The organism is Prevotella sp. oral taxon 313, assembly GCF_003043935.1.
GTDB lineage: Bacteria > Bacteroidota > Bacteroidia > Bacteroidales > Bacteroidaceae > Prevotella > Prevotella jejuni.
The window spans coordinates 780,744-805,050 of record NZ_PYXE01000001.1 but is presented as its reverse complement, the minus strand read 5'-3'; the positions used below and the strand labels follow the sequence as shown (position 1 = coordinate 805,050).

Annotated in this window: 16 protein-coding genes; 7 read left to right on the top strand and 9 right to left on the bottom strand. The window is 43.2% G+C overall.

The window, feature by feature from the left end:
- Nucleotides 1–2: 2 nt before the first annotated feature.
- The 5 genes from nqrE to AXF23_RS03110 all read right to left on the bottom strand — a co-directional run bounded on the left by nqrE (nt 3) and on the right by AXF23_RS03110 (nt 4,712).
- Nucleotides 3–629 (bottom strand): NADH:ubiquinone reductase (Na(+)-transporting) subunit E, encoded by a 627-nt coding sequence (gene nqrE, locus AXF23_RS03130; RefSeq protein WP_009010465.1) that lies wholly within the window; start codon nt 627–629, stop codon nt 3–5.
- A gap of 2 nt (nt 630–631) precedes the next feature.
- A complete protein-coding gene (locus tag AXF23_RS03125; protein WP_107624268.1) occupies nt 632–1,261 on the bottom strand; it encodes an NADH:ubiquinone reductase (Na(+)-transporting) subunit D in 630 nt (209 codons plus the stop codon).
- A gap of 26 nt (nt 1,262–1,287) precedes the next feature.
- Entirely contained in the window at nt 1,288–2,001 is a 714-nt protein-coding gene (nqrC, locus tag AXF23_RS03120; protein WP_089365981.1) for an NADH:ubiquinone reductase (Na(+)-transporting) subunit C, read from the bottom strand.
- A gap of 18 nt (nt 2,002–2,019) precedes the next feature.
- On the bottom strand, nt 2,020–3,171 hold the full coding sequence (locus AXF23_RS03115; protein ID WP_009010462.1) for an NADH:ubiquinone reductase (Na(+)-transporting) subunit B: 1,152 nt from the start codon (nt 3,169–3,171) through the stop codon (nt 2,020–2,022).
- Nucleotides 3,172–3,362: 191 nt separating this feature from the next.
- Nucleotides 3,363–4,712 carry a Na(+)-translocating NADH-quinone reductase subunit A gene (locus AXF23_RS03110; RefSeq protein ID WP_107624267.1) on the bottom strand — a complete coding sequence of 450 codons (1,350 nt, stop codon included), beginning with the start codon at nt 4,710–4,712 and terminating at the stop codon, nt 3,363–3,365.
- A gap of 334 nt (nt 4,713–5,046) precedes the next feature.
- Here AXF23_RS03110 and AXF23_RS03105 point away from each other — a divergent pair, with 334 nt between their 5' ends.
- From AXF23_RS03105 to AXF23_RS03095, 3 genes are all read left to right on the top strand, one after another.
- Entirely contained in the window at nt 5,047–9,516 is a 4,470-nt protein-coding gene (locus AXF23_RS03105; RefSeq protein ID WP_107624266.1) for a translocation/assembly module TamB domain-containing protein, read from the top strand.
- Nucleotides 9,517–9,625: 109 nt separating this feature from the next.
- Nucleotides 9,626–11,410 carry a 30S ribosomal protein S1 gene (gene rpsA / locus AXF23_RS03100; RefSeq protein ID WP_107624265.1) on the top strand — a complete coding sequence of 595 codons (1,785 nt, stop codon included), beginning with the start codon at nt 9,626–9,628 and terminating at the stop codon, nt 11,408–11,410.
- A gap of 284 nt (nt 11,411–11,694) precedes the next feature.
- Nucleotides 11,695–13,047, top strand: coding sequence for a TIGR00341 family protein (locus AXF23_RS03095; RefSeq protein WP_107624264.1), 1,353 nt, complete (start codon nt 11,695–11,697; stop codon nt 13,045–13,047).
- 958 nt (nt 13,048–14,005) lie between these two features.
- Here the strand turns inward: AXF23_RS03095 and AXF23_RS03090 are convergent.
- From AXF23_RS03090 to AXF23_RS03075, 4 genes are all read right to left on the bottom strand, one after another.
- The gene (locus AXF23_RS03090; RefSeq protein WP_107624263.1) at nt 14,006–15,043 is read right to left on the bottom strand and encodes a nucleotidyl transferase AbiEii/AbiGii toxin family protein; all 1,038 of its coding nucleotides are present in this window, start codon (nt 15,041–15,043) and stop codon (nt 14,006–14,008) included.
- Complete coding sequence (locus AXF23_RS03085) at nt 15,036–15,659, bottom strand: DUF6088 family protein (protein ID WP_107624262.1); 624 nt, start codon at nt 15,657–15,659, stop codon at nt 15,036–15,038. The genes AXF23_RS03090 and AXF23_RS03085 overlap by 8 nt, the downstream gene beginning before the upstream one ends.
- Before the next feature lie 770 nt (nt 15,660–16,429).
- On the bottom strand, nt 16,430–17,977 hold the full coding sequence (locus tag AXF23_RS03080; RefSeq protein WP_107624261.1) for a hypothetical protein: 1,548 nt from the start codon (nt 17,975–17,977) through the stop codon (nt 16,430–16,432).
- Nucleotides 17,978–18,030: 53 nt separating this feature from the next.
- A complete protein-coding gene (locus AXF23_RS03075) occupies nt 18,031–18,255 on the bottom strand; it encodes a hypothetical protein (protein ID WP_107624260.1) in 225 nt (74 codons plus the stop codon).
- Nucleotides 18,256–19,135: 880 nt separating this feature from the next.
- Between AXF23_RS03075 and AXF23_RS03070 the strand changes: the two genes are divergently transcribed.
- The 4 genes from AXF23_RS03070 to AXF23_RS03055 all read left to right on the top strand — a co-directional run bounded on the left by AXF23_RS03070 (nt 19,136) and on the right by AXF23_RS03055 (nt 24,097).
- Nucleotides 19,136–20,752: an ABC-F family ATP-binding cassette domain-containing protein gene (locus AXF23_RS03070; protein WP_107624259.1), complete on the top strand. Its 1,617-nt coding sequence runs from the start codon at nt 19,136–19,138 to the stop codon at nt 20,750–20,752.
- A gap of 62 nt (nt 20,753–20,814) precedes the next feature.
- Complete coding sequence (locus AXF23_RS03065) at nt 20,815–21,396, top strand: nucleotide exchange factor GrpE (protein WP_107624258.1); 582 nt, start codon at nt 20,815–20,817, stop codon at nt 21,394–21,396.
- Nucleotides 21,397–21,402: 6 nt separating this feature from the next.
- The gene (dnaJ, locus tag AXF23_RS03060) at nt 21,403–22,563 is read left to right on the top strand and encodes a molecular chaperone DnaJ (RefSeq protein WP_107624257.1); all 1,161 of its coding nucleotides are present in this window, start codon (nt 21,403–21,405) and stop codon (nt 22,561–22,563) included.
- A gap of 241 nt (nt 22,564–22,804) precedes the next feature.
- The gene (locus tag AXF23_RS03055) at nt 22,805–24,097 is read left to right on the top strand and encodes a bifunctional folylpolyglutamate synthase/dihydrofolate synthase (RefSeq protein WP_107624256.1); all 1,293 of its coding nucleotides are present in this window, start codon (nt 22,805–22,807) and stop codon (nt 24,095–24,097) included.
- The last annotated feature ends 210 nt before the right edge of the window (nt 24,098–24,307 follow it).

Below are 24,307 nucleotides of genomic sequence, written 5' to 3'. Positions count from 1 at the left end.
ACTTAAATTTTAAGTCCTGAGAAGCACATCATAGCCATTGCCATCAGTCCTACAGTAATAAATGTAATACCAAGACCCTGTAAAGGCTTTGGTACATCAGAATACTCCATCTTCTCACGAATAGCACCCATTGCCACGATGGCCAGTGTCCAGCCGAGACCAGAACCAGTGCCATAGACAAGTGCATCCCATACAGTTCCGATATACTGGGTGCTTGCTGGGTCGAGTCCTATACGCTGTTGCATAAAGAGGGAAGCACCCATGATAGCACAGTTAACGGCTATCAACGGCAAGAAGATACCCAATGCGCCGTAAAGGGATGGTGAGAACTTCTCGACAGCCATCTCCACAATCTGCACGATACCTGCAATGACGGCAATAAAGAGGATAAAACTAAGATAAGTAAGGTCGACTCCCTCTGCAAGACAGTCTGGTCCAAGGACCTTAGTCAGCAAGAGATAGTTGAGAGGTGTGGTCACAAGCAAAACGAAAGTCACAGCAACACCAAGACCCAATGATGTCTTCACGCTCTTAGAAACGGCCAAGTAAGAACACATACCGAGGAAGAACGCAAATATCATGTTGTCCACAAAGATGGACCGGAAGAATAAACTAATAAGATGTTCCATAATTACTTCTTGTCTTCTTTATAGAAATAAGCACGATGAACCCAAATAACACAACCCAAGAGGATGAGTGCCATGGCAGGCATTGACATCATTCCGTTGTCCATATAACCCGCATGATAGAAGCTCTGTGGCAAAATCTTGAAGCCGAGCAATGAGCCACGACCGAAGAACTCACGGATAGCACCCACGATAACAAGTATCATAGCGTAACCTAAACCATTGCCGACGCCATCGAGGAAACTTGGCCATGGCTTATTGGTCATGGCAAACGCCTCAAGACGTCCCATAAGGATACAGTTGGTAATGATAAGTCCTACGTAGACAGAAAGCTCTACACTCACATCGTAAGCTACCGCCTTAAGAATCTGACTAACAATCGTTACCAACGCAGCCACAACCACTAACTGTACGATAATACGAATACGATTAGGGATGGTGTTGCGGATTAATGAAATAATAACATTTGAGAATGCCGTGATAATAGTAACGGCAAGTCCCATCACAATCGCCGGCTTCAGCTGTGAAGTAACGGCAAGGGCAGAACAGATACCGAGGACTTGGACCATGATAGGGTTGTCCAAATTCAAAGGGTTGCTGAACACCTCTCTATTTTGCTTTGAGAATAAATCCATATTCTTATGTTCTAAAGATTAGAATGTTATTTGCTGTTCAGGAATTTGACGTAAGGTTGAAGTCCACCCTTGTCTGCATGGAACATTTCTGTCACACCGTTACTGGTAAGCGTAGCGCCTGTCACGGCATCAACCTGTGTCGATGGGTCTTCAACCTTCTTCTCTACAGAAAGGGCAATCTTCTTTGTGTCGTTGCCAGAGAAGAGGTGCTTACCCTTGAACAAATCCTGCCATGCCTTGTTGTCCTTGATTTCGGCACCCAGACCAGCAGTCTCGCTCTCATGATTGAAGTAGGCTCCAAAGACGGTTTTCTTATCTCCATTGATGGCGATAAAACCATTGATTGGTCCCCAGAGGCCATTACCATAAACAGGGATAACATACTTATCTTCACCGTTTACCTTACAGCGGAACAAGGCAAGTTTGCCCTCCTTGGCATCCTTACTATTCAACTTAAAACCAGCATCAACGCCACCCTGCTTACCAGCCTTAACTACCTTACCATTAGCATCGATAATGTCATCGGCCACGATAATCTTCTTCCAGAGTTCAACAGCTTCTTCGTTGCTCATATTACGGTCCTGATTGAGCGCAAAGAGAATTTGCTTCTGCTGATCAAGCTGTACGTTAGCATCCTGCATAGGCTTCAATGCTTGGAACACAAAAGCAAGCAAAAAGGCTACAATCAGCACGAGGATGGCAGAATAGATAATTGTATAAGAATTACTATTAGTTTTCATTTTCATCGTCCTCCTTATTTATTTAGCACGCTTAGCGCGCTTGCTGATGTTTGACTGAACTACACAGTAGTCGATGAGGGGGGCAAACATATTACCAAAGAGGATGGCAAGCATCATACCCTCTGGGTAACCTGGGTTTAACACACGGATGATGATAGCCATCGCACCGATGAAGAAACCATATACCCACTTACCTGTCTCTGTACGAGCAGAGGTCACTGGGTCGGTTGCCATAAAGACTGCTCCGAAACAGAAACCACCCAAGACAAGGTGCTCATACCAGTGGATTGGCGTTGCACCAGTTGACTGGAAAAGAAGTCCCATCACTGTTCCACCAAGGAAAACACTGAACATTGTCTTCCAACTGGCGATGTTCGTCCACAGAAGGATAACTGCTCCGATAGCGATAGCGATAACAGAGGTCTCGCCAACAGAGCCTGGGATGAGTCCTACTACCATATCGCAGATAGGCGTGTTCACCGTTGTCCCTTGTGCAATCTCACCCAATGGGGTTGCCATAGTGAAGCCATCAGGCAAGGTGTAACCAAGTCCGAAGATAGCATCCTTTGCCACCCAGATACTGTCACCAGTCATCTTACTTGGATAAGAGAAGAAGAGGAAGGCACGTGCAGCTAATGCTACGTTAAAGATATTCATACCTGTTCCACCAAAGATCTCCTTTGTGAAGATAACAGCAAAGGCCACTGCAAGCACAAGAATCCAAAGAGGTGTGGTCACAGGGATAATCAATGGTATCAGAATACCTGATACAAGATAACCTTCCTGAATCTCCTCACCTTTCCATTGTGCCCAAGCGAACTCAATACCTAAGCCGACAATGTAAGATACAAGGATTTTTGGCAACAACGCAAGCATACCATAGAGGAACATTCCCCAGCAGGTAGCATCAGCCAACTTACCAGCTGCTAATGCGTTCTGATAGCCGATATTATACATACCGAAGAGCATAGCAGGTACCAACGAAAGTACTACTATACTCATTATTCGCTTCGAGTCAATAGCGTCATGGATAGAAGTTCCGCTCTTTGATGTCTCGTTAGGAACATAAAGGAACGTCTCGAAACCATCGAAGACACTCTTGAAAGCGTGAAGCTTTCCGCCCTCCTCAAAGTTTGGGCGTATCTTATCGAGATAATTTCTTAAACTCATAATACTTTTATTATAGGGTTCTTAAAGTCCAAAGTTTCTGTCTCTAAAATTGTCACAAAGCCTCTGTAAGATTCTCGTCAGACTCGGATTACGTACTTTCTGGTCCATAACTGCCGATTGACTGACCGTTGATAACATTCTAAGAAACGTTGTTTGAAACTATAGTTAAAGTTATTGTGGGCTCATGACCCCTATGCATTCTCTTTTCTAAGGATGTCCAAGCCTTCACGCACAATCTTCTGCAATGGTAGCTTAGAACTGTCTACGAACTCAGCGAGGGCGAAGTCTTCTGGGCTAACCTCATAGATACCCAACTGCTCCTGGCTGTCGATATTGCCTGAGAGAATAGACTTAATGAGGTATTCACCATAGATATCCATTGGTAGAACACGGTCGTACTCACCACTCATAATCATGTGACGCTCACCACCTTTGAGTCGTGCGTCGAGGTTATAAGCCTTCTTACCCTGCAACCAAGTGAAGTAACTGCGAGAAGTAGAGAAGTCTTTGAAACGAGGAAGCATCCAACCGAACATCTCATGTACGTCGTCACCCTCTGGGATTAACGTTACCTCGGATGTATGTGCCCCTATAACAGACTCGTCATTGGCAATGACACCAGTGAGAGGGTTACCATTGAGGATACGAACATGACAGCCATCAGCTATGTTACCTGCCAAGATTAGACTTAAAGGAGTTCCTACGAGTACATCGACATAACCCGTCTGCTTCACCATACTACCTGCTATGGCAACACGACGAGTGAGGTTTACTTTACCAGTATTGAACAATCGTCCGAAGAAGATCACAGCTGTTGGGTCAACGGTCCAAACCACTTCTCCCTTATTGACTGGGTCGATGTGATTTACTTGTACACCCACATTACCTGCTGGACAAGGTCCGTCGAAAACGGTTACCTCCACATCCTTTGCAGCGGTCAACGCCGTTTCTGTCTGCTTAGCACCAATCCCTAAATAGACCTTAGCAATCTTAGAAAGTGCAGTAAGCCCCGTCTGGAAATCCTTCTCCTGCCCATTTAACTCATATTCGAAGTCACCCTGTAAAGGTTTATCACGAAGAGCAGACACGAAGATAGCCTTAGGAGCAGTGTCAGGACGTGTCGCAACAGCGTAGGGAAGTTGGTTGATATAACCGAACAATCCCGCTTGAAGCAAAGACTCCTTGACGTTGTCAGCAGTTAAGCCAGCAACATCTTTTACACCAAAGTCAGCATATTCTTGCTGCGCATCAGGAGCAATCTTCACACGTAACACTTTACGTCTTTCTCCGCGTTCAACGGCTGTTACCGTACCACTAACAGGAGAAGCAAAGCTAACCTCAGTGCACCCTTTGTCAACAAACAACGGGTCACCAGCTCGGACATGATCCCCTTCTCGAACTGTCACCTTCGGTGTTAGCCCTGGGAAATCATCAGGAACAACAGCGTATTCCGTTGGTGAAATCATAGGTAACATTTGTTCCTGAGCGCGTCCTGTAAGGTTAATGTCTAAGCCCTTTCGTAACTTAATTACATTTGCCATAACAATGATAATGCGTTTTTAATTATTTCTATTTAATCTTTTTCAATGCTTAACAAGCTAAACAAAACATAGCGTTACTCATCCCTTTGTCTTGCTGTACGAAACTTAGCCTTAGCTTTTAATAATGCAAGCGAGGGCAAAGGAAGGTCACTTTAACTTTGCCGAGCGTAGCTTATCTTGTGCTTAAATAATGCAAACGAGGGCAAAGAAGGGTCACTTAACTTTGCCAAACGTAGCTTATCTTGTGCAAATGTAGCAAAAATTAAGCAGATTTGGCACATTTATATATAATAATTTCAGTATAAAACGGTTTTTTTGTAGTTTTGTAGACGCATTGAAGAAACTTAGAACTATTATACGATGGGTTATATGGACCATAGCGGGTCTTTACATAACCATTATCGTACTGCTGCATATACCAGCAGTACAGACTTTCCTTGCACAGCAGGTTAGTGACGCAGCAGGCAACAAGTTAGGAACAGAAGTACGTGTTGGGCGCATTGATTTAGGCTTTATCAATCGCTTTGTATTGGACGATATTCTCATCTATGACCAAAGTCACAAGAAGATGTTATCGGCATCACGTGTCGGTGCGAGAGTCGATCTCCTTCATCTTCTACGGACGGGAGAAATAAACATCTCGTCTGCTCAAGTATTTGGTTTACAAGCAGAACTATACAAGAAAAGCAAGGATTCCAAACCAAACTATCAATTTGCATTAGACTCATTAGCATCGAAAGACACTACACGTCACACCCCTCTGCACCTGTCAATCAATAGTCTTGTCATCCGACATGGCCGTATTAAGTATGACTGTTTAGACTCCCCATCCACGCCTAACCAGCTGAACTTGAACCATATCAACCTCAGTGACATCTCGTCATATCTCATTCTTCACAAGCTGAATGACACAAGTGTGTGGGTTGACCTTCGTACTTTGTCTTTCAAGGAGGCTGCGGGATTAGAGGTGAAGCAGTTGGCTTTCGACTTAAAAGCCAATCAACAGCAAGCCACGTTGCGTGACTTTGTGTTCAACAGCACCAATAGTAAGATTGGATTAAGCACCTTACAAACCTCCTATAAATTGAACAATAAGAAGCTTGATATCAACTCTTTACGATACGACATCAAGAACTTTAAGGCACTCATTCAGCCTTCTGATTTCACGTCAATATTCCCCGAGCTTAAGGCATTAACAGCAAGCTACACAGCATCCTTAGATATTCAAGGGACAAGTCGGTCGATAAAGGTAAAACAAATTAACATCTCTGACCAATCCCTCTCAACGCAAATAAGAGCCAAAGGATGGGTCAGCAACCTACAAAAGAAGCCCACTTGGGATTTCTCTTTCTCGCCCTTAAAAATTAGTAGCAATACCCTTCAGACTGTTGCTAAGCTAACCCATAAACCGCTTCCTAAGGTATTGAACAACATAGGCAACGTCTACTACCATGGTACCTTTGCCCATACTGCAGGGAAGTACATAGCCAAAGGACAGCTAAAGACAGATGCTGGAGCCCTTCGTCTATCCACGGTTGTTCACGGAAAGAACATCCAAGGGACCATCAACACAACGGGTCTAAATATTGCGAAAGTACTTGACAATAAAGACTTTGGCAACTTGAGTACGAATATCAGGGTCGAGGGCAACACCGACCTATCCCATATCGTTGCCAAGGGTGACATCTCCTCCTTTTATTATAAGGGTTACACCTACAAGAACATACACCTTGACGGAAGCTATAAAAACGATATCTTCACAGGAAAGGCAGCTATCAACGACCCTAACGGCAGACTGGATATCGATGGAAAAGCTGCTAACGTCATGGCGTTCATACAACATAAGGGGAAACTCTCTACCGACATCTCTATTATTGCGGATGCTGTCAACTTACACAAACTACAGCTTACAGAGGCCTTAGGGAATAGGACTATCTCCTTTACTTCTAAGATTAAAGGACAAGGGACAAGCCTGAATGATATCATAGGTAACCTGGATGTCAACAACTTCGCTATGACAGGAGAAGGACAGAACATCTCCTTGAATAAGTTAAGTATCAAGACTCACAACGGCCTCTTAGGTAAGTCTCTTGATGCTCAAACCGACTTTGGAGAGCTACACCTCGCTGGACTGTACGATTACGCACAGATACCAGAAAGCGTAAGGCGTATCTTGGGACATTATCTCCCAAGTTTTTTCCACACGCCTTCACGGTTTAATGCTATCACAGGAAGGGCTAACTATGCCTTTGCTCTGCGCTTAGCTGACACCAAGATTATCAATCAGTTGCTTAAGACAAGCCTCTCCTCTTCTCATGCCATAAGGTTGACAGGAATGGTAAGGGAGCGTCAAAACGAAATCGACTTACATATTGATGCACCGAACATTACCTACGCGGAGCAACATATTCAGAACCTTATCCTGAACATAACGAGTGGACCACAAGGGTTACACACGACCATCTCTGGCGAACGTGAGGGTGAGAAGGGACCGCATCTACTCATCAATGCACAGGGTCTTATTGCTGATAACACTATCAGTTCAGACATCTCTTTCCGTATCCCAGGACTCTCTTCCGTACATGGCGACGTCAATAGCGTGGCTTCATTCTCCCGTCGTAATGGCGACTTAGTGACCCACTTGCATCTTAACCCCTCTACCATCAATTTCGATTCGATAGCCTTACAGGTGCAACCGTCTGATATCTCCTATCATAGGAACAATCTTAACATTGAACACTTCGAGCTTTCTAACCGCAACCAGCATATCATTGCCAACGGACAAACCTCTGGTAATCAGAACGATTCTATCCTTGTTAGCTTCAAGGACATCAATGTTCCGTATATCCTCAAACTCGTCAACTTCCACAGTGTTGAGTTTGCTGGTACCGCTTCAGGCGTGGCTTCTATCAAATCCTTCTTCCATCATCTACAGATGCAAGCGAAACTTGAGGTGCAAGACTTTAAGTTTGAGAACGGAGATATGGGTACGCTCTACGCTGAAGCGAACTATAATGACAAGGAGGGGAAGATTAATATCGATGCTCATGCTGATGCTGACGATGGCGCACATACTGATATCAACGGCTATGTAGACATCAAGAAGAGTTATATTAACCTCCCTATCTTTGCCCATAACACCCACCTTTATTTCCTCAAGACGTTCTGCGGCTCTTTTATGGACAATATAGAAGCACAGGGAAATGGCTGGTGTAAGGTCGTCGGACCCCTTAGCGCCATCAATCTCGAAGGTGATATGATGGTGGATGGTAGCGTCTTCGTGAAGCCTACTGCCGTTGCCTATAAGATGCGTAACGCTCGTGTCCGAATTATCCCAAATGAGATTATCCTTGAGAAAGATACTATCACCGACCCACAAGGACACATCGGCATTGTCACAGGAGGATTATATCATAAGAACCTCACCAACCTCTCTTACGATATCAATATACAGGCTCAGAACCTCCTGACCTATAACTTCCCTAAGAGACAAGGGAAGGATTCCTTCTGGGGTGTCGTTTATGGAACTGGTAAATGTAATATAAAAGGACACCCAGGGGAAACGTCTATCAACATAGACATGGAACCTGATAAGAACACCTTTATAACTTATAATGCCTCATCAACCAATGATGCGGGTACAAATAACTTTATTCGATGGATTAACCTACCGAAGGATAGTACGCAGGTGTTGATTCCTGAAGTGCCTGACTCGCTCCTTCATGCAGCTAAGCCTACGCACAAGAAGGAGGAGGCCTACCACTTTAACAACATACCAAGCGACCTACATATCAATTTCCTCGTACATGCTAATCCGAACCTCACACTCGGCGTTCTCCTCGATGACGCCACTGGCGACAACATCCGACTGAACGGAACGGGTATGATTCGGGCCACCTATTATAATAAGGGAGCGTTCAATCTCTTCGGAAACTACTATGTGGACTATGGACAGTATAACCTTACCATTCAGAACATCATAAAGAAACAGTTTGTCTTCCAGCCCGGTTCTACGATAGCCTTCGGTGGCGACCCCTTCAATGCGGCGCTTAATCTGAAGGCCAACTACATCATCAACTCCGTTCCCCTGGGCGACCTCGGGATGGGTAGGTCGTTCACTGCCAATAACACAAAGGTGAACTGCCTACTAAACATTGAAGGAACACCAGGTGCACCGACCGTTTCCTTCGGACTCGACCTCCCTACCCTCTCGCCTGACGCACAACAGATGATACGCTCAATCCTCAACTCCGAGCAAGAACTTAACCAGCAAGTACTTTACTTACTGGCTGTTGGACGATTCTATCCACAAAGCAACAACAACAGTACAGCACGTAACAGCGAGGCACCAAGTAGCACTTCTCTTGCCATGCAGAGCCTCCTCTCCGGTACGATTTCACAGCAAATCAACACCGTACTGTCTAATGTTGTAAAAGACAACAATTGGAACTTTGGTGCCAACATTGCCACAGGTAATGAAGGCTTCGACAATGCCGAATACGAAGGAATGTTGTCAGGAAGTATGCTTAACAACCGTCTGCTCTTCAACGGACAGTTCGGTTATCGCAACAATGTAGCCAAGAATAAATCGTCCTTCATAGGCGACTTCGACATCCGTTATCTCCTCTTCCCAAGCGGAAACGTAGCCTTCCATGTTTACAACCAGACCAACGACCGCTATTTCACACGTAACTCACTGACAACGCAAGGTATAGGCTTGATTCTAAAGAAGGACTTCAACCGATTGAGCGATATTTTCGGAAGTAGAAAGAAAAAAACAAAAAAACAGAAGCAAAAGCACTAATATACAGAATATTATTCGTAACTTTGTGCCCGATTTGGGCAGATTATGCCCATATTAAAGGTAATATAAAGTCGAACTTTATTAATTAAATTATTTTATTAAACACTTTATGACAAATTTCAAAGACGTCCAGAATGTACAGCCTTTAGCTGACTTCAACTGGGATGAGTTCGAGAACGGCTCACACGCTGAGGCAAGTAAGAACGATCTTACCAAGGCCTACGACGAAACTCTTAACAAGATCCAGGAGCACCAAGTAGTTGAAGGTACTGTTATTTCAGTTGACAAGAAGGAAGTAGTTGTTAACATCGGCTACAAGAGCGATGGTATTATCCCTGCTTCTGAATTCCGTTACAACCCAGATCTCAAGCCTGGCGATAAGGTAGAGGTGTATGTAGAGAACCAGGAAGACAAGCGTGGTCAGCTCGTACTCTCTCATAAGAAGGCTCGCCTACAGAAGAGTTGGGAGAACATCAACAAGGCTTTGGAGAACGACGAGGTTATCCAGGGTTACATCAAGAGCCGCACTAAGGGCGGTATGATCGTTGATGTATTTGGTATCGAGGCATTCCTTCCTGGCAGCCAGATTGACGTTCACCCTATACGCGACTACGATGTATTCGTTGGTAAGACTATGGAGTTCAAGGTGGTTAAGATTAACCAGGAGTTCCGTAACGTAGTCGTTTCTCACAAAGCACTTATCGAGGCTGAGCTCGAAGCACAGCGCAAGGAGATTATCTCTCATCTTGAGAAGGGTCAGATCCTTGAGGGTACTGTCAAGAACATCACCTCTTACGGTGTATTCGTTGACCTCGGTGGTGTTGACGGACTCGTTCATATCACAGACCTATCATGGGGTCGCGTAAGTGATCCACATGAGGTGGTAGCACTCGACCAGAAGATCAACGTTGTTATCCTCGACTTTGATGAGGAGAAGAAGCGTATCGCTCTTGGTATCAAGCAGCTCACTCAGCACCCTTGGGATTCTTTGGATCCTAACCTTAAGGTTGGCGATCACGTTAAGGGTAAGGTAGTTGTTATGGCTGACTACGGTGCTTTCGTAGAGATTCAGCCTGGTGTTGAGGGCTTGATCCACGTTTCTGAGATGAGCTGGAGCCAGCACTTGCGTTCAGCACAGGAGTTCATGAAGGTGGGCGATGAGGTTGAGGCAGTTATCCTCACACTCGACCGCGACGAGCGTAAGATGTCTCTCGGCATCAAGCAGCTTAAGGAAGACCCATGGGAGACTATCGAAGTGAAGTATCCTGTTGGTTCTAAGCACGTTGCTAAGGTTCGTAATTTCACTAACTTCGGTATCTTCGTAGAGCTTGAGGAAGGTGTTGACGGTCTTATCCACATCAGCGACCTCTCTTGGACAAAGAAGGTTAAGCACCCATCTGAGTTCACTTCACAGGGTTCTGAGATTGAGGTTGTTGTCCTCGAAATCGATAAGGAGAATCGTCGCTTGAGCCTTGGTCACAAGCAGCTTGAGTCTAATCCATGGGATGAGTACGAGAAGATCTACACTCCAGGTTCTGTACATGAGGGTAAGATCACCGAGGCTATGGACAAGGGTGCTGTAATCTCTCTCGCTGAGGGTGGCGAAGGTTTTGCTACTCCAAAGCACCTCGTTAAGTTAGACGGTACACAGGCTCAGCTTGGTGAGGTTCTCCCATTCATGGTAATCGAGTTCGTTAAGGACACTAAGCGCATCATCCTCTCTCACTCTCGTACATTCGAGGAGGTGAAGGAAGAGCCACGTCGCCAGCGTCCAGCAGCTCCAGGCAAGCCAAAGGGTGACGCTGCTGCTATCAACAACGTTGCTGCAGGTACATCTCTCGGTGACCTCGGCGTACTTGCTGACTTGAAGAAGAAGATGGAAGGTGGCAAGTAATTTGCGCACTAAAATCTAACATAAATAAAAAGAGTATCAAGTTTTCTTGGTACTCTTTTTTTTATTCTCTTAGCACTTTGTTGATCAGAACACCTATTCATATATAGGACTATCGTAATTGCATATCGGCTGTACACTACAACGGAGCCTTATCTTTACCAATCTTGTTCTTATGTGAAACGAAAAGAATGTACGCTCACAAATACCAGTTCACTCCCTAATTGTTAATCAAGAAACTGCTTGAAACTTTCCTTTAAATTCAGTATCTTTGCAAAAAAAACAAAATGCAGGAAAATAACAATCAAACTTTATGGCAGATAATTAAGAGTTATTTCAATGTCTTACCTGACAAAGACGGCGAAAAATATGTTATTAAACAAATAACTAATGGCATCAACTTTCAAGGTTCTAATCTCTGGATACTTATCTTTGCCGTATTTATTGCATCCTTAGGCTTAAATGTCAATTCAACAGCAGTAATTATTGGTGCTATGCTCATCTCTCCACTGATGGGACCAATCATCGGTATGGGATTAGCTCTTGGAATTGCTGACTTGGACTTGTTCAAACAGTCCATAAAAAACTATTTGGTAAGTACGTTCATTAGCGTTGTTACTGCAGCAATCTACTTTACACTTTCACCTATCACGGATGCTCAATCCGAACTCTTAGCACGCACATCGCCTACACTTTATGACGTATTGATAGCTCTTTTTGGTGGTGCTGCTGGATTCTTAGCTATGTCAACAAAAGGAAGAAACAACGTGGTGCCGGGTGTTGCCATTGCCACAGCCTTAATGCCACCCCTTTGTACAGCAGGTTATGGACTTGCCGTACAAAACACATCCTACTTCCTTGGGGCATTTTACCTTTATTTCATCAATACTGTTTTCATTGCTTTTACAACCTGTCTTGGTGTACGCTTTCTGCATTTTCATAGAAAGCAGTTTATCAATCGTGAACAAATGAGACGAGTAAATTTTTACATCGTCAGCATTATCATTATCACAATTATCCCTGCAAGCTACATGACATGGAACATCATTAAGCAAAGTGTATTTGAAAATAACATAGAGAATTTCGTTACAAAGGAACTTAATTATAGCGGAACAAACATTCTCTCACACCAATACGACCTAAAAACCAAAACCCTCCATGTGGTAGCGGTGGGCAATCCGATATCAACTGATTCGATAGCTAAAGCACAAAAAACGATGACTAATTATCAGCTTGATGGCTACGTACTAAAGGTGATACAAGGATCTAACTCTGATAGCTTATTACTCCTACAGCACAAGAATAAAGGTCAGTTGATGGTAGGAGAAAAAAATACGGCTGAATGGCAAGAACTTGCATATAACAACGATGTGCTAAAGAAGGAACTAACTTCTTATACACGTTATCCAGTACTTGCAAACGACATGAAAGAAGAACTTAAAGTCGTATGCCCCTCGGCAAAGAGTATTATGCTTTCAAAAGCATCTGAGTCTTTCGTTGATTCTGCTTCAATTAAAAGTCACATCGTGGCTATAGTCAAAACAAACAAGACACTTGCCAAAGACAACAGAAAACAGCTTTATGACTGGCTCAAAGTGAAAGTCAAATCTGATAGCCTTGAACTAATTATTTTACCATAATAATAGTACAATACAAGAGTAAGAAGTACCAAACCATCACGGGTTTGGTATTTTTTTTATGCGTAACAGGCTTGTAGGGAGAGGTAGCGCACAGGGGGCCTCACCCCCAGCCCCTACTGGCCTCACCCCCGGCCCCTCTCCGAATGGAGAGGGGAGTAGTATGTGAGGTTACCCATACAGGGCTGCTCAAAATAGGAGAATATATAGGGGTAACTCGGTGATCACTCCCCTCTCCATTCGGAGAGGGGCTGGGGGTGAGGCTTTTAACGGCCTTCGTCCAACAGCTTACACAGAGCGTTACAGCTGTTGTTGATAATATAATAGAACTAAGAAATATCTTTACAAAACAACAACATACCATTCCTTAAGACAACAGATACACAAAGTTCAAAATTAATCTATAATCTTCTGAATTTCAAAGCATTACAACATCGCTTCAAGAAGACGCCCTTCAAGGCCTAAGAAGACGCCCTTCTTGATACTTAAAAAGCGTCTTCTGCAAGCTAATCAAGCACCTTTCAGAAACGAGTTAGGCGTATACTGAAAAACAAGAAACGAAATATTCTGACAAAAGACTCCGTTCCTACCCTCTGAAACAAGATGCGACAACACCATATTATCATGATTCGAATAAACAAAACAAACCTTGCCAACGACATCCCACATCACAGAGTTGTCCGATAATGACTCTATGCAGGATGTGCGTTGGCGAGGTTATATTCTCAAGTTCTAAACTTTTACAAATGAATTTCTTAAAGATAAAGCGAATAAACAAGGTGAGTCTCTTGAGTTAGGAGTGATGATATTATATATTGGAGTTATATAACAAAAATTACGACTAAAACATTCTTTTTGACGAATGATCCACTGTCTTAAAGAGAAGATTGCCAACCTATTCTATGGAAAACACTTCATGTGATATCACAACACCTACGACAAATACTAAAAAACTCTTACGCTAAGATATTACAATCTGTCTGAAATGTTGAAGTAATTTCTCCATCCTATCCATCAACTCGTCGAAGGCTTTTGCTTTACCATATATATAGCCATCTACCATATTTGATTCGTAATCAAGACGATAAGCCTTCATTAGTTCATTTTGGGGGATAAAATTAATCATAGTGGGATAATCTTTATCATAGTCCACATATCCCAAATGATAAAACCGACGACGATGTTCTACAATCGCCTTGTAGAGTTTACCATCATTCAATGCTTTCTGGGCAAATTCCGTATCCATCAATCTATCCAAATCATAAAGATGTCGAGACATACGTAGGGATCTCGGTTCCTTCTTTTGAAGCTCTTCATTAAGTAGCAATGCCTTTTCCAAAAATGTTCTTGATGGCGTTACAGTCTTAATTGATGCGGTCATTTCATCATCCTCTTCAGGGAACTTATCGAAGATAAGAGAGTGAATTTCACAATATTCATGAGGCTCAGACATAGACAGATAACTTATTTCTATTTTAACTCTCGTATCAATAAGCCGCATACTAGACGGCAATATGCTTTGATAATTGACAAAAAATACAGTCGGATCACTATCATGGTCTATAGGTCTTGGAGGTACCCCAGCGATTGTTTCATTCTGAACAGAATACCCTTTGACTCCCATTTTAAAGAGTTCTGCAGAAAGTTCTGCAGAAAGTTTCCCATGAATATAGTCACGTGATGCTTTCCTTAGTTTCTTTACCTGATTGTTGTTTTCGCACTTTGCAAATGTCAAGTTAAGGACACTCTCAAAGAATTTCCTGTCAAGGGAAATGTCTATATCTTCACTGAAGCGGTTGATGAGGTTCCATCCTTTACTCAACGAAGTTCCTCCTTTGAAAAGAAGCCACTTCCCACACGACGTATTGAACAATGCCTTGAGAACTACTGTTACCCACCAATCTTTCTCTACGGCATTATCTTCGATACTGTTTTTCAAGGCGACCGACTGTATCATTGCTATGCGTTCGTCATTACTATGACTTTGCCAACTACTCATGCTTGCTATTTAAAATCTTTATAATGCTTCGTCTTATCCATGTAGGCATAACCTTTAGATCATCCGTCATGGTTTTGTCCTCTGGATATCTACTTAGTATTACACTAATTGCGCTTTCCCACTCATTATTATAGTTTCGTTCTCCAATAGCCTTCATTGCTTGTACCAAAAGGCGAGTAACCTGTCCTTTCAAGGCAAAGTTCTTAGGTACTCCCCTTTTGAAAGTGATAGTCCTATTGCCACATTTGACTTTTCTTGCAGACCCACTGGTAAGAAAGACGGGAGACATAGTCACTTGTTCTGACAGTCCGAGCATATTCAACGCCGTACTTCCTGTCGGGAGAATCTCCGCATTGTCTCTTTCTGCAATCGCATGAGCAAACTCCTCAGTAGTAGGGTAAACTATACCGAATTTGGTTTTCTTCGCTTTCAGGTATATACCACGAGATAGTCTTAACAATAATCCCTGCCGGACAAAATCCGATAAGACTTTGCCAACATACTCATCGTTGTATTCTGGGAAGCTATTGTTAAAGAACAACGTACCAGTGTCAGCTTCATCAATACGGCCCCTTAGAATATCAACAACCTTCTTTTCATTATCGCTTATTAACATACATTAAGTCGGTTATTTATGCAAAAATAACGAGTATTTACCATATTTCCAAATTCTTCGACGTATTTTTTTTATGGCCTTATCATTTCCATTCGATTTCAGAATGGCACTTTGCAGAGCTAAGAATATAATGGTCAACAGTATGTTTTATGGGAAAATATTCAATAGTAATAGCATGTAGCATATTATAACCGATATAGAAAGGAAATATAACCATCACTTAACCATATTGCTAAATGGGAATGTCGACGACTGTAAAGATGCCGGTTTCCTCATTTCTGACAGACATTGTTCGCAATAGATAACTTCTTGAGCCATCCAATATTATCAACATCAAAATCGGATAATACTTTAGGAAATGGACTACTACATAAATATGTATATTATAACTCTGTACGAATAGAAAAATTCTATGTTAATCTTGACGTTTCCTCCTCACTATCAAGTGGTTTCCATCAGCATAAGATTATCTTTATTTTCAAGGGTTAGGTGTAAGCTAATCAAGCACCTTTCAGAAACGAGTTAGGCGTATTCTGAAAGACAAGAAACGAAATAGTCTGACAAAAGACTCCGTTCCTATCCTCTGAAATAAGCTGCAACAACATCGTATTATCATAATTTGATTACACAAAACAAACCTTGCCAACGACATCCCACATCACAGAGTTGTCCAAAAACAACTCTATACAGGACGTGCATTGGCAAGGTTATGTTCTCAAACCCATAACTTTAAGAAAGGAAATTCTTAAAGAAAAGAGTTAAGAAGCAGGTTATTCAAATTCCATTACAAAGTATCCAACTTCACTACTAGTTGTATTAACAGAAACAGTATTCTTATCGAATTCTAACATATAACCGCAGTTACCATTGTTATTGCCAGCACTTGACGACCAGTAGCAACCTTTCTCACCTATTTCACACAAATAACCACCACTATAGAAGCCTAATGCTGGGAGGAAGAAATAACGTTCCGCAAAGAAACCCACAGGTGCACCTTGTGTTACTGACTTACTTATCATACCCCAATTTTCCCTCATATCACCATAAAATCCAGGACCATAACTTTCGGAAAAGGATTCTGTTAATTTAATAAATGCTTTGTTTTTAACCCACATACCACCTTTGTACAGATGTCCCATAGTTGTCCAAATACGTTCGCCGTCCCAGCGAGCATCTCCTTTCTCAGCATACCACGCTAACTCATTAGCATTAGGCATATTCTTACAAGAATACTTTGCGTCATCACGTCCCAATCCTTCAGTGCTACGATAGTAACTATCACTATCAGACTTAGGGTAGTTTGAGTTGTCCTTACCCGTTAGCACAGGCTGCCAAGGGGCAGCAGAGTTCCACTCATGACCATTCCAGTAATTATTCTTAGCGTCCCACATATAATATTTCCTACCGTCATAATCAGTTACATTGAGGTTGGCCGTCATATCATAGTAGTCGTTCTTCTCGTAGTCGAACGCTGGGTAGGTCTTAGTAACAGCTCCCTCAACCTGCGTAACATAGTCTTTTATCCAATAACGAACGGTCAGGGCATGTGTGCCAGGGCGTATCACGACATACGTACCATTCGTTGCTACGTTCGCAGCACTGGTTTTCAAAGGGAAACCTTGGGCATAGGAGCCATCTCCCTTGGTAGTCACTGTAATCGTCTTACCGCTACCAGAGCCTGTCAACTCACCTGACGTTGTGTCAAGAGTATAAGTATTAGTGATGTCATTATCGGAGGTCACCTCTATCTTAGTCAGATAACAGTTCTTTACAGCATCATTCTCTGTAAACGGCTGAAACACGAGGATGGCCGCTTGATGGTCGAGACGGAAATTGAACACACCGTTGCCACCTGTCGCATCAGCCGTACCACAGTCGCCTGCCTCACCAATATGAGCGGTGCTGTTAGGGGTCTTCTGAAGCTGTGAGGAAGAGATGGTTACGCTGTTGTTATTGCCTTGTTTGCCAGGGTAATACACCTTATAGGATGTGTGATCAGTGTACTTACCAGGCACTTTGAACTTGAAGCTGGCCGTCTTCTCCGTTGGAGCATTGCTACTCTTGTGCCATGTTCCATTGTCATCCTTCACATAGATATAGTCACCAGACTCCCAGAAGAAAGCACCATCATCATAGTTGAGTGAGGTACGAGTTGCTGGGTTGCCTGTTACGAATGTTGTTAGATTATCGTTGTTCGCCGTGTTTGTCTCTACAGAACCTTGTGCCACATCTTCATTAGAACAAGCGGTAAATGCCATCACAATGCCGCACAATGCTATGAATGACAGTAGGCGCACCTTAAAATTATGTTTTCTCATTATTTATATTGCCCTTTTATGCTAATTACTTAATTATATACACTCTCCTTAGATTAGTCACTCCATAACGAAGTAGTACCCTTGTCTGATGCGACCTCATCATCGTCGTCATACCAGTCAAAGCCTTGCTTTGCATTAGATGCCTGAGGTCCAGACTTATGACGACCGGGCTTGTGCTGACTGTTAAACGAAGTATCTAACAAATATGTCTCGTTGCTAACGCACATCATCACGGTATAGGGTTTCTTATAAGTTGCTTTATTCGTATTATGTTTCATAACGTGTTGTATAATATACTATACTGAATACTTATTTTAATAATATACTTTCACTACTGACAGGACGAAAGGTATTTACACTCACATGGGTAAAGTGAGAGTATGAGGGTGAATTAGAATGGGTTTTATAACAGTCTACGTTATCCTAATTAAAGAACCTTACGCAGCATCTCATTGCCTCCGTACCTTATATAATATAAGGTGGTACACATTCTCTAATGGTTTTATCCCCTGATTACATCCTTTAGTAATTAATTTGAATTTTATCAGTTGCAAAGATAATGAAATCCTTTTAATCTCACAAGACTTTGAATAAAAAGCGACAAAACTCCTTGTTGTTTCTCTACCCCTCAATTGTCTACCGTCTTACGTGATGTCGCAACCTCACTGTCTCTTGTCGGGCTCCACCCCTCCGCAGTCCAAAGACATTCTCTATGAACACTGATAGAGAAAAGCCTCTTGCGTTTTGAGTGTTTTAGTCCATCCCTAATCATGTATGAAGAAGGTTTCAAAAGTAAAGCAATTCGGGCAAAATAAAATTTGCTGTCACTCCTGTCATCTATCTTGAAGACTTAACTCTCTAATTTACAGAGCAGTTACGTCAAATGTTAAAAGTGACAGCAAAACAAAATAAAACTTTTCTTGTAATATATGCGTAATCATCCCCTTTATTCAAGACTGGTTTTCAGTCCTTATTTCGAGACTTTCCAATCGAATTTACAAAGCCATAAAAAAGGGAAAAGGCGAGTCGTCGTAAGGACAGAAACGAGTAGCACAATGAGGAAAGAACATGAGCTTCTATATCCTTGTTTCTTTGTTGTTTGAAATAAATATCGTACCTTTGCAGCCAAATTATTATATAATAAGGTATTAGAAAAAGATGATTACACTTTCAAACCTTGCTATCCAATTCGGCAAGAGAGTTCTATACAAGGACGTTAATCTAAAGTTTACACCAGGTAATATTTACGGAGTCATTGGTGCTAATGGCGCTGGTAAATCAACTTTATTACGTGCCATTTCTGGCGACTTAGAGCCAAATAAGGGTACAGTAGAGTTAGGCCCAGGTGAGCGTCTGTCTGTGTTGGAACAGGACCACTTTAAGTATGACGAGTATAAGGTTATGGACACAGTCCTCATGGGACATGAATCACTTTGGCAGAACATGAAAGAGCGTGAGGAACTTTACGCCAAACCAGAGATGACAGAAGAGGATGGTAACCGTGCTGCCGACTTAGAGTTGAAGTTTGCTGAGATGAATGGATGGGAGGCAGAAAGCAATGCTGCACAGTTGCTTCAGAACCTCGGTATCAAAGACGACCTACATGAGAAGCAGATGTCACAGCTCTCTAACACTGAGAAGGTGCGTGTGATGTTGGCTAAGGCACTCTTTGGTAAGCCAGAGAACTTGCTACTCGATGAGCCTACCAACGACCTTGACCTTGAGACTGTTGAGTGGTTAGAGGACTATCTCGGTGAGATTGATGAGCATCAGACAGTTTTGGTGGTATCGCACGACCGTCACTTCCTCGACTCAGTCAGCACACAGACGATTGATATCGACTTTGGTAAGGTGACCGTCTTTGCGGGTAACTACTCTTTCTGGTACGAGAGTTCACAGTTGGCTTTACGTCAGGCTCAGAACCAGAAGATGAAGGCTGAGGAGAAGAAGAAACAGTTGGAGGAATTCATCCGCCGTTTCTCTGCCAATGTGGCTAAGAGTAAGCAGACAACATCACGTAAGAAGATGTTGGAGCGTCTGAACGTAGAGGAGATTCGTCCATCAAGCCGTAAATATCCGGGTATTATCTTCTCTATGGAGCGTGAGCCAGGTAATCAGATTCTTGAGGTTGAGAACTTGAAGGCTGTTGATGAGGATGGAACAGTACTCTTCGATAATGTGAACTTCAATATTGAGAAGGGACAGAAGGTTGTCTTCCTCTCTCGCAACTCAAAGGCTATGACTGCGCTCTTCGAGATTATCAATGGTAATCGTGAGCCAGATGCTGGTACGTATAACTGGGGTGTGACAATCACTACGGCTTATCTCCCATTGGATAATACCGAGTTCTTCGATTGCGATTTGAACCTCGTTGACTGGTTGTCACAGTTCGGACCAGGTAACGAAGTGGCTATGAAGGGCTTCTTGGGTCGTATGTTGTTCAAGCAGGAAGAGGTTGAGAAGAAGGTGAACGTACTCTCTGGAGGTGAGAAGATGCGTTGTATGATTGCACGTATGCAGCTTCAGAATGCCAACTGCTTGATTCTTGATACGCCAACCAACCACCTTGACTTGGAGAGTATTCAGGCGTTTAATAACAACCTGATTGGCTTCAAGGGTAATATCCTCTTCAGTTCACACGACCATGAGTTTATTAACACCGTGGCTGATCGTATCATTGAGTTGACTCCAAAGGGTACCATCGACAAGCTGATGAGCTACGATGACTACATCCATGATGAGCAGATTAAGGAGCAAAAAGCAGGAATGTACTAAGATTGTCAAAACATGGCATACTATTTGCAAGGGTATGCCATGACAAATAGTGCAATAAAATTATGAATAAGAAAGAGAAAAATATAAAGGTTGAAGGCGAAGAGCTGGAGTTGAACAATGAAGAGGCAACTCAGCATGAAGCTGACACGCAGAAAGAGGTAGAAGCCAACGAAGAGGAGGCTTCTACAGAGGAAGAACATGACCCCTTGACAGCTGCACAGGCTGAAGCTGAGCAGTGGAAGGATAAGTATATCCGCTTAGTGGCAGAGTTTGATAACTACAAGAAACGTACGTTGAAGGAGAAGTCGGAACTGATTCTCAATGGAAGTGAGAAGACCGTTGCAGCTATCCTACCTATCCTTGACGACTTTGAACGTGCCACTGCAGATAAGACAGAAGACCCACAGGCTATCAAAGAGGGCTTTGAACTCATCTACAAGAAGTTTGTGAAAGCCTTAGAGACACTTGGTGTACATAAGATTAAGACCGACGATGCCGACTTTGATGTCGACTACCATGAAGCTATAGCCATGGTTCCTGGTATGGGCGACGACAAGAAAGGGAAGGTTATCGACTGCGTACAAACAGGTTATACGCTCAACGATAAGGTGATACGTCACGCTAAAGTAGCTGTAGGACAATAAACAACAATGGAGAAGAGAGATTACTACGAGGTACTCGAAATAAGCAGAAGTGCCTCTGAAGACGAGATAAAGAAGGCTTATAGAAAGCTGGCTATTAAGTATCACCCAGACCGCAATCCGGGTGATGCTGAGGCTGAAGCGAAGTTTAAAGAGGCTGCTGAAGCCTACGACGTACTACATGATCCACAGAAGAGACAGCAGTATGACCAGTTTGGCTTTGACGCTCTTGGTGGTGGCTTTGGTGGTGGTAATCCCTTCGGTGGAGCTGGTGGTTTCTCTATGGACGATATCTTCTCTATGTTTGGCGATGTGTTCGGTGGACATGGTGGAGGCTTCGGTGGCTTCGGAGGGGGCGGTCATGCACCTAAGTTCCGTGGTAGTGACCTCCGTTTGAAGGTTCGTCTCTCATTGCAAGAGGTTGCGACAGGTGTTACTAAGAAGTTCAAGGTACGTAAAGACGTGGCTTGTGAACACTGCCATGGGTCTGGTGCTGAGGCAGGAAGTGGCACAGAGACTTGTCCTAACTGCCATGGTTCGGGTGTTGAAATCCGTACACAACAGAGTATCTTTGGTATGATGCAGACCCAGACCACTTGTCACGTATGTAATGGTGAGGGTACGATTATCAAGAACAAATGTACTCATTGTCAAGGCGAAGGCGTTGTCAAGGGCGAGGAGGTTGTCGAAATCAAGATCCCAGCAGGTGTTGCTGAAGGTATGGTGGTCAATGTTCCTGGCAAGGGTAACGCTGGTAGACACAATGGTGTGGCTGGTAATATACAAGTGTATATCGAAGAGGAACCTAACGATACCTTCGTTCGTGACGGACAGAATGTCATCTATAATCTCCTTCTCGACTTCCCAACAGCTACATTAGGTGGGCAGGTTGATATCCCAACCATCGACGGTAGCAATGTAAAGATTAAGATTGAACCCGGTACACAACCTGGTAAGACACTCCGCCTACGTGGTAAAGGACTTCCTGCAGTACAAGGTTATGGTAGTGGTACAGGCGACTTGGTGGTTCATATCAGCATCTATGTCCCTAAGGAACTGAACAAGGAAGAGAAGAAGCTAATCGAACAGTTACGCGATAGCGAAAACTTCCGTGGTGACAACTCTACCAAACGTTCTATCTTTGAGAACTTTAAGAAGTTGTTTTGTTGAAGAAGTTGACGAGTGAACGAGTTTACGAGTAAATAAGTTAAATGAGTTGACAAGTGAACGAGTCTTTAATAAGCAATGAGTTTACAAATAGAATTGAGATAATGATTATATGCCCCATTAGATTTCTTAAGCTAATGGGGCTAAATCATTTCATCACCTATCATCACCCTTCATCATCCTATCATCGCAATTCATCAACACCCAACACCTATCACCCAACACCCATCACCCATCACCCACTATGACCTACCAAGAAACAGTAGAATATCTATTCAACAGCACTCCCGTCTTTGAACATGTAGGCGCATCCGCTTACAAAGAGGGACTTGAGACGACAAAAGCATTAGACGAACACTTTGGACATCCACATACCCACTTCCTTTCTATTCATGTTGCAGGAACCAACGGAAAAGGTTCATGCTCCCACACCTTAGCAGCCATACTCCAAGCTGAAGGATATAAGGTCGGGCTCTATACCAGTCCTCACCTCGTTGACTTCCGCGAACGTATCAGAATCAATGAAGAAATGATTTCTGAACAGGAGGTTATCGACTTTGTTGAACAGGAGCGCAGCTTCTTCGAGCCGCTCCACCCTTCTTTCTTTGAACTCACAACGGCCTTGGCTTTCAAGTACTTTGCTGAGCAAAAGGTAGACATCGCCATTATCGAAGTGGGCTTAGGTGGTAGACTCGATTGCACGAATATCATCACTCCTATCTTATCGATTATCACCAATATATCACTCGACCACACCCAGTTCCTCGGGAATACGCTCGCAGCAATCGCAGCAGAGAAGGCTGGCGTCATCAAACATCGTGTACCTGTCGTTATTGGAGAGGCTGTACCAGAGACGCAGATTGTTTTCAAGGCTAAAGCACAGAAAGAAGATGCACTCATTGTCTTTGCTGAAGACATCCCTACTGTGCTTTCTTCTCATCCTAACCCTGATGGTGGTATCGCTTATCAGACTCGTTTCTTTGGCAACATCGTGGGCGAATTGGGTGGTAGCTACCAAGAGAAGAATGCTAATACGGTGCTCACTGCTGTCATGCAGCTATATAATAAAGGTGTCATCAAGAACGCTGAAAGTATCGCCAAAGGCTTTGCCAACGTCTGCGAACTGACAGGCTTGATGGGTAGATGGCAGAGACTTCAAACGAATCCATTGGTTATCTGCGACACAGGACATAATGCTGGAGGATGGACTTACCTCTCCCAACAAATCAACCGTCAGCAATGTACGCAGAAGCGCATTGTCTTTGGAATGGTGGATGATAAAGACCTACATACCGTCATGGCTATGTTACCTGACGATGCTATCTACTACTGGACTCAACCGAGTACGCATCGTGCCTTCCCAGCAGAGAAGGTTGCCGCAACAGCCGACGACTACGACCTGCACGGAAAGGTCTTCCCAACCGTCCTCGAAGCCTACCAAGCCGCCCTTCATGATGCCGCCCAATCCGATTTCATCTTCGTTGGTGGCTCCAGCTACGTGGTTGCTGACTTGCTGACAAGCCTACAAAAGAAGTAGCAAAAGTCCCTTCTCCATTAACCCCATATCACGACATAAAGTTTAATTTCAGTTTGCTGTCACTTTTAACACTTCCTCTTATGTGCTTATACTCAATATATTATAAGCATATAAGAAGTGATAGAAGTGACAGGAAAATTGATTTTCATAATTTCACGACCATCTCTCAACAATAACTATCTTGAAAAAAGCAAAATATTACATAAACTT

Coding starts and splice junctions, on each gene's coding strand:
- nqrE (WP_009010465.1), bottom strand. CDS start 629: ATGGAACATCTTATTAGTTTATTCTTCCGGTCCATCTTTGTGGACAAC.
- AXF23_RS03125 (WP_107624268.1), bottom strand. CDS start 1,261: ATGGATTTATTCTCAAAGCAAAATAGAGAGGTGTTCAGCAACCCTTTG.
- nqrC (WP_089365981.1), bottom strand. CDS start 2,001: ATGAAAACTAATAGTAATTCTTATACAATTATCTATTCTGCCATCCTC.
- AXF23_RS03115 (WP_009010462.1), bottom strand. CDS start 3,171: ATGAGTTTAAGAAATTATCTCGATAAGATACGCCCAAACTTTGAGGAG.
- AXF23_RS03110 (WP_107624267.1), bottom strand. CDS start 4,712: ATGGCAAATGTAATTAAGTTACGAAAGGGCTTAGACATTAACCTTACA.
- rpsA (WP_107624265.1), top strand. CDS start 9,626: ATGACAAATTTCAAAGACGTCCAGAATGTACAGCCTTTAGCTGACTTC.
- AXF23_RS03095 (WP_107624264.1), top strand. CDS start 11,695: ATGCAGGAAAATAACAATCAAACTTTATGGCAGATAATTAAGAGTTAT.
- AXF23_RS03090 (WP_107624263.1), bottom strand. CDS start 15,043: ATGAGTAGTTGGCAAAGTCATAGTAATGACGAACGCATAGCAATGATA.
- AXF23_RS03085 (WP_107624262.1), bottom strand. CDS start 15,659: ATGTTAATAAGCGATAATGAAAAGAAGGTTGTTGATATTCTAAGGGGC.
- AXF23_RS03080 (WP_107624261.1), bottom strand. CDS start 17,977: ATGAGAAAACATAATTTTAAGGTGCGCCTACTGTCATTCATAGCATTG.
- AXF23_RS03075 (WP_107624260.1), bottom strand. CDS start 18,255: ATGAAACATAATACGAATAAAGCAACTTATAAGAAACCCTATACCGTG.
- AXF23_RS03070 (WP_107624259.1), top strand. CDS start 19,136: ATGATTACACTTTCAAACCTTGCTATCCAATTCGGCAAGAGAGTTCTA.
- AXF23_RS03065 (WP_107624258.1), top strand. CDS start 20,815: ATGAATAAGAAAGAGAAAAATATAAAGGTTGAAGGCGAAGAGCTGGAG.
- dnaJ (WP_107624257.1), top strand. CDS start 21,403: ATGGAGAAGAGAGATTACTACGAGGTACTCGAAATAAGCAGAAGTGCC.
- AXF23_RS03055 (WP_107624256.1), top strand. CDS start 22,805: ATGACCTACCAAGAAACAGTAGAATATCTATTCAACAGCACTCCCGTC.